The 7771-nt window shown below is 69.8% G+C and carries 6 protein-coding genes; all 6 read left to right on the forward strand.

Going from position 1 to position 7771, the window contains the following annotated elements; all coding sequences use genetic code 11:
• The first annotated feature begins 22 nt into the window (after positions 1-22).
• The 6 genes from ACFY4A_RS39805 to ACFY4A_RS39830 all read left to right on the forward strand — a co-directional run bounded on the left by ACFY4A_RS39805 (position 23) and on the right by ACFY4A_RS39830 (position 7760).
• Complete coding sequence (locus tag ACFY4A_RS39805; RefSeq protein WP_390834199.1) at positions 23-286, forward strand: hypothetical protein; 264 nt, start codon at positions 23-25, stop codon at positions 284-286.
• Positions 283-1218, forward strand: a complete 936-nt coding sequence (locus tag ACFY4A_RS39810) for a MurR/RpiR family transcriptional regulator (protein ID WP_390834200.1) — start codon at positions 283-285, stop codon at positions 1216-1218. Before ACFY4A_RS39805 ends, ACFY4A_RS39810 begins: the two co-directional genes overlap by 4 nt.
• The gene (locus tag ACFY4A_RS39815) at positions 1215-1805 is read left to right on the forward strand and encodes an N-acetylmuramic acid 6-phosphate etherase (RefSeq protein WP_390834201.1); all 591 of its coding nucleotides are present in this window, start codon (positions 1215-1217) and stop codon (positions 1803-1805) included. Before ACFY4A_RS39810 ends, ACFY4A_RS39815 begins: the two co-directional genes overlap by 4 nt.
• Positions 1802-3205 carry a BadF/BadG/BcrA/BcrD ATPase family protein gene (locus ACFY4A_RS39820; protein WP_390834202.1) on the forward strand — a complete coding sequence of 468 codons (1404 nt, stop codon included), beginning with the start codon at positions 1802-1804 and terminating at the stop codon, positions 3203-3205. The genes ACFY4A_RS39815 and ACFY4A_RS39820 overlap by 4 nt, the downstream gene beginning before the upstream one ends.
• A 277-nt stretch (positions 3206-3482) precedes the next feature.
• Positions 3483-5867, forward strand: a complete 2385-nt coding sequence (locus ACFY4A_RS39825; RefSeq protein WP_390834203.1) for a beta-N-acetylglucosaminidase domain-containing protein — start codon at positions 3483-3485, stop codon at positions 5865-5867.
• Positions 5868-6473: 606 nt separating this feature from the next.
• Entirely contained in the window at positions 6474-7760 is a 1287-nt protein-coding gene (locus ACFY4A_RS39830) for a PA domain-containing protein (protein WP_390834204.1), read from the forward strand.
• The last annotated feature ends 11 nt before the right edge of the window (positions 7761-7771 follow it).

Raw genomic sequence — 7771 nt, forward strand, 5'->3', positions numbered from 1 at the left:
CGCCGCCCTCGGCGATGCCACTGTGGCCGCCGCGATACTCGACCGGCTCCTGCACCGCGCGGCGGCCGCTGGCATCGACGGCTCCTCCTACTGGCTGCGCGGTCGCCAGAACCAGGCCGAGGCACTGCGGGCCGGGGTGAACGCCCGGGAACGGTCGCCCGATGCGGAGACCTGCCACACCGGAACGGCCTCATGGGATGGACGGACGTCCGGACCCCTTGACAGCCGCCCGCTGCGCGTTGAAGATTCACGCCAACTTGGCTTGAGATGGGGAACTTCCACATGAGCGAAGAGGACCTCCGCCCGGACGACCGCACCGCCGGTGTGCTGGTCCGGCTTCGCGGACTACTGCCCTCGCTGTCCGCGAAGGAGCAGGCGATAGCAGAGGTGGTGCTGGAGGATCCGGCCGGCATCGTTCAGTTGAGCATTTCTCAGGTCGCCCGACGCGCCAAGGTGTCGGACACCTCGGTGACTCGGTTTTGTCGCCGACTGGGACTCACCGGCTATCCCGAGCTGCGGCTGGCTCTCGCCGCGGCAGTGCAGTATGCGCGCTCCGGGTGGCGGCTGCGCGTCGGCATGCGGGGAGATATCGAGCCCGACGACACAGCCGCAGAGGTCATTGTCAAGATGGCACACGCGGACGCCGGCGCCATCCAGGACAGCGTGGAACAGCTCGATGCCGCAGCTCTGGACGCGGCGAGCCGGCTGCTTGCCCGAGCCCGGCGGATCGAGGTGTACGGCGTCGGGTCAAGCGGACTCGTTGCTGCGGACATGGAGTACAAGCTGCAGCATCTGGGGCTACCCTGCTCCGCGTTCAGCGATGTGCACCGTGCCCTGATGAACGCGGCGCATCTGCGGCCCGGCGATGTGGCTGTCGGAATCTCGCACTCCGGCCGCACCCAGGAGACTCTCGACCCACTGCGCGAGGCAGCCCTGCGCGGTGCGACAACCCTCGCGTTCACCAATGACAGCGGATCCCCCATCACCGCACTGGCCGATCTGGTGCTGTGCTCCGCGGGACGGGAGGCGCCCTTCCGTAGCGGGGCCACCGTCAGCCGCATCAGCCAACTCTTCGTTGTGGACTGCCTGTACGTGCGCCTGGCTCAGGCGAGCGGCCCAGATGCCACCAACTCGGCGCTGAGCCTCGCCTACCGCGCGGTCGAGCGGCACCGGGCGGTGAGCGGGCACGGCGCCAGCGAAGGAGAGGAACGACCATGACTTGGAGGGAGACCGCTCCGCCGCCACTGACCGAGGCCCGCAACCCGGCGACGCACGACTTGGACGAGCTCAGCGTACCCGAGCTCGTCGACCGGATCACCGGCCAGGACCGGCAGGCGCTGCTAGCCGTGCGCGCCGTCCGCGAGGACATCGCGCACCTGGTCGCCATGGGTGTTGACGTCGTGCGCGGCGGCGGCCGGATCCACTACTTCGGCGCCGGCTCCTCCGGGCGCTTCGGGGTGCTCGACGCTGCCGAAGTGATACCGACCTTCGGCGTCGGGCCCCGAGTCTTCGTGGCACACCTGGCCGGCGGCCCCGCAGCCATGACCGACGCCGTGGAGGACGTCGAGGACGACGCGGACGCCGGGGCGCTGGACGCGACCGAGGTCACCCAGGCGGATCTCGCCATCGGGCTCAGCGCCAGTGGTGCCACCGCGTACGTCGGCGGCGCGCTGCGTCGGGCCCGTGCCACCGGCGCCGCCACCGCACTGGTGTCGGCGAACCCGAGCGCACCACTGGGAGCCGAAGCGGACCTGCACATCGCGTTGGCGACCGGTCCGGAAGCGGTCACCGGATCCACCGGATGAAGGCCGGCACCGCCCAGAAGCTGGTGCTCACCACGTTCTCCACCGCGGTAATGGTCCGCCTCGGACGCACCTACTCGAACCTGATGGTCTCGCTGACCGCGGTCAACGACAAACTTCGGCGCCGCAGTGTGCGCCTCCTGTGTGAGGCCGCCGCAGTGGACGCTGACGCCGCCGGCCGGGCGCTGGCCGCCGCCGGCGGCGATACCCGGGTAGCCCTGGTGGGCCTGCTCGCCGACCTGCCCGCCGACCACGCCCGGCACCTGCTCGAGCGCCATGGAGGTTCGGTCAAGGCTGTACTCAGCTCAACCATGAATCCGACCCGAGTCATGACTGCGGTGCGAGTGGTCGGCGTCGACGTGGGCGGCACCGGAGTGCGGGTCGGCATTCGGGAGTTGGGCTCGGACGCGCCGGCCCTCTGGACGGACCGGTCAGCCCCCGCCAAGATCGGTACGGCCGGCCTGGATGCCGCTGCCGTACTGGAAGTGGTCGTCCCGGTATTGGAGACACTGCTGGCCGACTCCGCGACCGGCATGCTCGGCACGGCCGACACCATCGCGGTGGGTGCCACCGGATTCGCGTTGCTCGGCGGCGAACTGCGTAACCGGCTGCCGCAGACACTGGCCGACCGCTTCCGCGCGCGCCGAGTAGTGCTGGCGAGCGACGCGGTAACCGCCTACGCCGCGACGATCGGCACCGAGCCGGGGGCCGTGATCGCAGCCGGAACAGGTGCCGTCGCCCTGGGACTTGACCCTGAGATAGGCTGGCGCCGAGCCGACGGCTGGGGGCACCTCCTCGGCGACGACGGCGGCGGTGCCTGGATCGGGCGTGAGGGCCTGGCGGCGGCGCTGCGCGCCTACGACGGCCGTCCGGACGGCTCCCCGCAACTGCTGGACGCGCTCGTTCGACGGTTCGGACCGCCGCAGCAACTGCCCGGGCTGATCCAGCCCAGTCCGCAGCGCGCCGGCCTGCTGGCCAGCTTTGCTCCTGCCGTCGCCGCCTGCGCCCGCGACGGCGACGCGCGGGCGAACTCCATCCTGGTCCGGGCCTGGCGGGCCCTCGCCGAGACCGCGCACGCCGCGGCCCCGACGACGCCAACGCGCCGATCGGGCGCACCGGCGAGCTCTTCCGGATCGGCGACGCGCTACTCGCCGCGTTCGAGACACGGTTACGCGAACTGCGCCCCCGCGCACGCATTGCGGCATCCAACGGCGAACCACTGCACGGCGCCCTCGGCCTGGCCGCCTCGGCAGCTACCGGCACCTGGACGCTGCCCACGGACGACGCACTGCTCACACTCACCCACTTCGACCACGTCGACGGATGAAAGAGGCAGTCATGACGTACCACGGCCTCCAGCGGGGCCTCGCGGCGCCCAAGACGGCTGCCCCTGGCCATCGTAGGACTACTGGGAGAACGGCGGATCCTGGCCCACCGGCACCACCGAAGCACACATTGCTGCGGACACTACTGCGACGTCGTCGCACTGATTCCCGCAACCCATTCACGACCGTCGCGTTCGTGAATGCCCAACACCGGCCAGGGTGCCACAGCCGGCCAGCAGCCATACACATCTTCGCCACCGCGACCGGTTGAACACTGTGGTCGGTGTCGCCGCCACGAGACCGGCTCCCCCAACTCCGCCCGCATCCATGTGGCGGGCCTTACGAGGAGGTAGGCATGCAACGCTCCTTGAGATCAGCCCTCATAGGGGTGACCACGGCGCTGGCGATGGCGCTGGTCACCGTCCCGGCTCGGGCGGTGGACGACCCGCAGCCGACGTTGCCCGCGGGCAGTGAACTGGGCGACTTCGCGTTCGGCTCATCCGCAACCCAGAGCAGCACCTTCTCCGGCGCGACGGCGGCGGCGCAGGCGGCAGGCAGGGGCGGTGACCACACACCGGCCGTCTCACCCGTCCCGCACGAGATTTCGTACGGGAAGGAATTCCCGTTGCCGCAGCGCGCCGTGGTGGTGCGCGACGCGGAGAGCGATCCGCAGGCCGTGGCGACCGTGGCCGGGACGCTGCGGGCGGCCGGCGTGCGCGAGGTCACCCAGGCATCGGCGGCCCGCCCGGGTGCGTACCCGGTGTATGTCGGCACGCGTCCCGCGTCGCCCGCCGCCGAGGGCCTGAAGCCGGGCGGGTATGTCGTCTCCGTCTCTCGGCACCACACCGTCCTGGACGGTGTGGACGACGCCGGCACGTACTACGCCGCCGAAACCTTCCGGCAGTTGTTCGCCGGACGCAAGGTCTTCTCCGCCACCGTCCGCGACTGGCCGGACTTCGCGACCCGCGGCGGCCAGGAGTCCTTCTACGGCGCGAAGTGGTCGTACGAGGACGAGCTGGGCGAGATCCGCTTTCTCGGCGCGCACAAGCAGAACACGTTCCTCTACCACCCGCGCATCGGCGATCCGCACAACGCGGCGCAGAAGTGGCGCGAGCCGTACAGCGGTGCGCGGCTGGAGGAGCTGCGGACGATTGTCGCGGAGGCGAAGAAGCGGCACATCAGGTTCATCTACCGGCTAGGCCCGGAGGCGCCGACCGCCCCTGGGTACGGCATCTGCCACGCGGATCCCGAGGAGCTGAAGCTCGTCCTCGCCCGCTTCCAGCAGCTGTACGACATCGGCGTCCGCGATCTCTCGCTCGGCTGGGACGACGTCTTCGATCCGATCAGCTGTGCGGCGGACCGCGCGAAGTTCGGCGGCGATGCGAACCCGAAGGCGGCGGCCCAGGCATACGTCACGAACCACGTGTACACAAACTTCATCAGGTCCCACCCGGGCAGCCGACTGATCACCATCCCCACCGAGTACTGGAACGCGACGCCGTCCTCGTACAAGAAGCGCTACAACGAGCTGGTGGAGAAGGACACCTCGATCTACTGGACCGGCCCGGAGGTGGTCTCCCCGCAGATCACCAACGCGCAGGCGACCGCGGCGAAGGCGGCGTACGGCAACCGCAACATGCTGATCTTCGACAACTACCCCGTGAACGACTACGCGCCCAACCGTCTCCACCTGGGTCCGCTGACCGACCGCGACGCGGCGCTGACCGGCACGGTCGAGGGAATCACCACGAACCAGATGAACCAGCACGCGCCGTCCCTGATAGCCCTGTTCACGGCGGCGGACTTCACCTGGAACACGGCCGCGTACGACCCGGAGGCGTCCTGGGACCGGGCGCTGCGCGAGCTGGGCGGGAAGGCGTACCCGGCGCTGAAGGTGTTCGCGGAGAACTCGCGGAGCGGGCCGCTGAAGTCGACGGCGGACGCGGGCCGGCTGAAGGCTCTGGTGGCCGCTGTGTGGGACAAGCCCGGCGACGCGGACGCACTGGCTGAACTGGAAAAGTACTTCGGCGAGTTGGTGGACGCTCCCGGCCGGATCGAGCGCGACATGGGCGACCCTGCGTTTGCCGCGCAGGCCGGACCGTGGCTGGAGAAGCTCGGCGCGTACGGGGAGGCCGGCCGGACCGCGGTGGAACTGCTGCGGGCGGACGTGGCGGGCGACACGGCGGAGGTCGCGCGTCTCGCGCACGTGCTGCGCCGGCAGCGGGCCGCGCTGGCGGCTATCCCGCAGCAGCTCACCGGCCGTACGGCGGACAGCTTCCTGTCCCAGGTGCTGAACGAGGTCAATCTGGCGTTGCACAAGCCCGCAACTCAATCCAGCCTCGGCTGGGGCGGGGTGCCGGAACGGGCGGTGGACGGCAACACCGACGGCGTGTTCGGGCAGGGTTCGGTCACCCACACCGCCGAGCCGTCCAACCAGGCGTGGTGGCAGGTCGATCTGAAGACCGCCGAGAACCTGGCGGAGGTGCGGATCTACAACCGGACGGACTGCTGTGCCGACCGGCTGCGCAACTACTGGGTGATGACGTCCGAGCAGGAGATCCGCGGGCAGACCATCGAAGAGGCCAAGGCCTCACCGGGGGTGACCGCGATCCGGCAGTCGGCCACGGCCGGAACGCCGAGCGTGATCGATCTGGGCAACGTCAAGGGACGCTACCTGCGGATTCAGCTCGAGTCCGGCACCAATCCGCTGAGCCTGGCGGAGGTGGAGGTCTACCGCTGAGCCGCCGCCCGGAACTCCGCGAAAGCCTCGTGGAATCCAGGGGCGGCGGAAGGTTGCCAGTTCCCCCCGGTCTGTCTGCCCCCACTCCGGCTGCGGCTGCCGCGCTCAGCACGGCACGGTTCCGGTCTCTCCTGCACAAGGTTGACCGCCAGTGGAGCATCTAGACAAGTTACCGATGCTGACGGTGCGTCTGGGAACGCAGACAGGGCGTCCAAGATCGTTCTGTGACAAGCGACCTGGACACCTTGCTCACAGCACTGTACGTGAAGATCAGCGAGCACCGAAGCGGGTACGGTCGGATCCGGAAGTATCGGCGGGTCCCTCCCCGGAGGAGACATCAAGCACCGCCGATACTTCTCTGCCGTCGCCAGCCAGCGCGGCCAGACGACACCACATCAGCCTGCGCGGCGGGATCCGCTGAAAACTCCCGGGTTGCAGTGACATCGCTTCCCCTTCCAGCCGGAGGCCACCCCGCTTGCATTCCAGCCAATGACCATACATACCCGCTGTCAGCACCCTTGCAAGGTCACCAACAGAGTCACGACCTTGGGCTTTATGCGGCGCCGGAAGTTTAGCCAGCATGTCCTGGTACCACCGTCGGTGACGATGAAGGCCACGGGCAACGGTGACTCCTTCGACCTGGACGCCCGCTACCCGACACCCGACGCCACCACCTACGGCGGCGCACAGCAATGGAAGGAGAACGGGCGGACTGTGAGCCGCCTCGTGCGGTTGGCGGTTCCCCGACTGCCCACCGACGGGCACAAGCCCGTCGTCTACGCGGGTACCGGTTCGGCCGCCGAACTCGCCAAGGTCGACGTGAAGGGCGCGCTGGTGCTGCTGAGGCCCACCGACATCTGCACGACGACCTGCGACGTCACCGCACTGCGCCAGCGTGTGGCGGCGGCTGCCGCCGCGGGCGCGGTCGGGGCGCTGGTGGCCGGCCAGACCGATCGGATCACACGAGCCCCGGCCCTCACCTGCGCAAACGGTCCGGACAGCTGCCCGCAGGTCGACCCGTACGCGGCGCTGCCGATCGTGACCGTGTCGCCGACCGCGGCCGCCACGCTGATCCAGCGGATCGGGGGCGGGGCCGAACCCGGCGTCCAGGTCGTCCTCGGCGGCACCAGCGAGGTGTCGAAGGCCTACGCGCTGGGGTTCAACACCACCGGCCGGATTCCCGGCAGCCTGCCGTACCGGGTCCTGCCCTCGGACCTCGACCGGGTCGAGCACCGCATCCACGCTGACCGGCCTGGCGCGGTTCCCTACTTCAGCTGGACCCGGACGACCACCTCCGGCCCGGCTCCAGTGCAGATGAACCTGCCCAAGCCGTTCACTCAGCCGCAGCTCACCACGTTGGTCGGGCCGCGGGACGACAACGCGATCGACCACTTCGAGCTGTCCGTCAGGGATTACCTCGCGCCGTCCGTGGCGCGTGCGTCGGGCCCGGCCGAAGCCCAGGACCTGGCGCTCGACAGGCACAACACGGTCGACTGGAACGCCGGTCCGTCCCTTCCCGGAGCGGTGCCGCAGGCCCGCACCAAGTCGGGCATCACGATCAACACCGGCCTGCCGTGCGCGGGCTGCCGGGACGCCAACCAGTTCTGGCCGAACCTGTACACGACCAGCAGCGCCGGTGGCCGCCAGACCATGGTCGGCATCGTCAACGATCAGTTCGGCGTGACTCAGTTCCTCTGGGGAATGCAGACCTGCGCGCCTCCCGCCTGCCCACCGGCGGCGGCACTGCGGGCGCTCCTGGTGTGGCCGCCCTCGGGCGCGGCGGCGGGGACGTCCGACTCTGCGGGGGTTAGAAGGCTTCTCGAAACCGGGTGTGGGGCTGGGGGTTCCGTACGGGTGTGCTGTTCGGGTGATCGTGGCCGTGCGGGGGCATGAAGGCAGGGCCT

Source organism: Streptomyces sp. NPDC001292 (genome assembly GCF_042896465.1).
Classification (GTDB): Bacteria; Actinomycetota; Actinomycetes; order Streptomycetales; family Streptomycetaceae; genus Streptomyces.

Excerpts from the sequence above, each read along its gene's own strand:
- ACFY4A_RS39810 (WP_390834200.1), top strand. The coding sequence starts at position 283 with ATGAGCGAAGAGGACCTCCGCCCGGACGACCGCACCGCCGGTGTGCTG.
- ACFY4A_RS39815 (WP_390834201.1), top strand. The coding sequence starts at position 1,215 with ATGACTTGGAGGGAGACCGCTCCGCCGCCACTGACCGAGGCCCGCAAC.
- ACFY4A_RS39820 (WP_390834202.1), top strand. The coding sequence starts at position 1,802 with ATGAAGGCCGGCACCGCCCAGAAGCTGGTGCTCACCACGTTCTCCACC.
- ACFY4A_RS39825 (WP_390834203.1), top strand. The coding sequence starts at position 3,483 with ATGCAACGCTCCTTGAGATCAGCCCTCATAGGGGTGACCACGGCGCTG.
- ACFY4A_RS39830 (WP_390834204.1), top strand. The coding sequence starts at position 6,474 with ATGAAGGCCACGGGCAACGGTGACTCCTTCGACCTGGACGCCCGCTAC.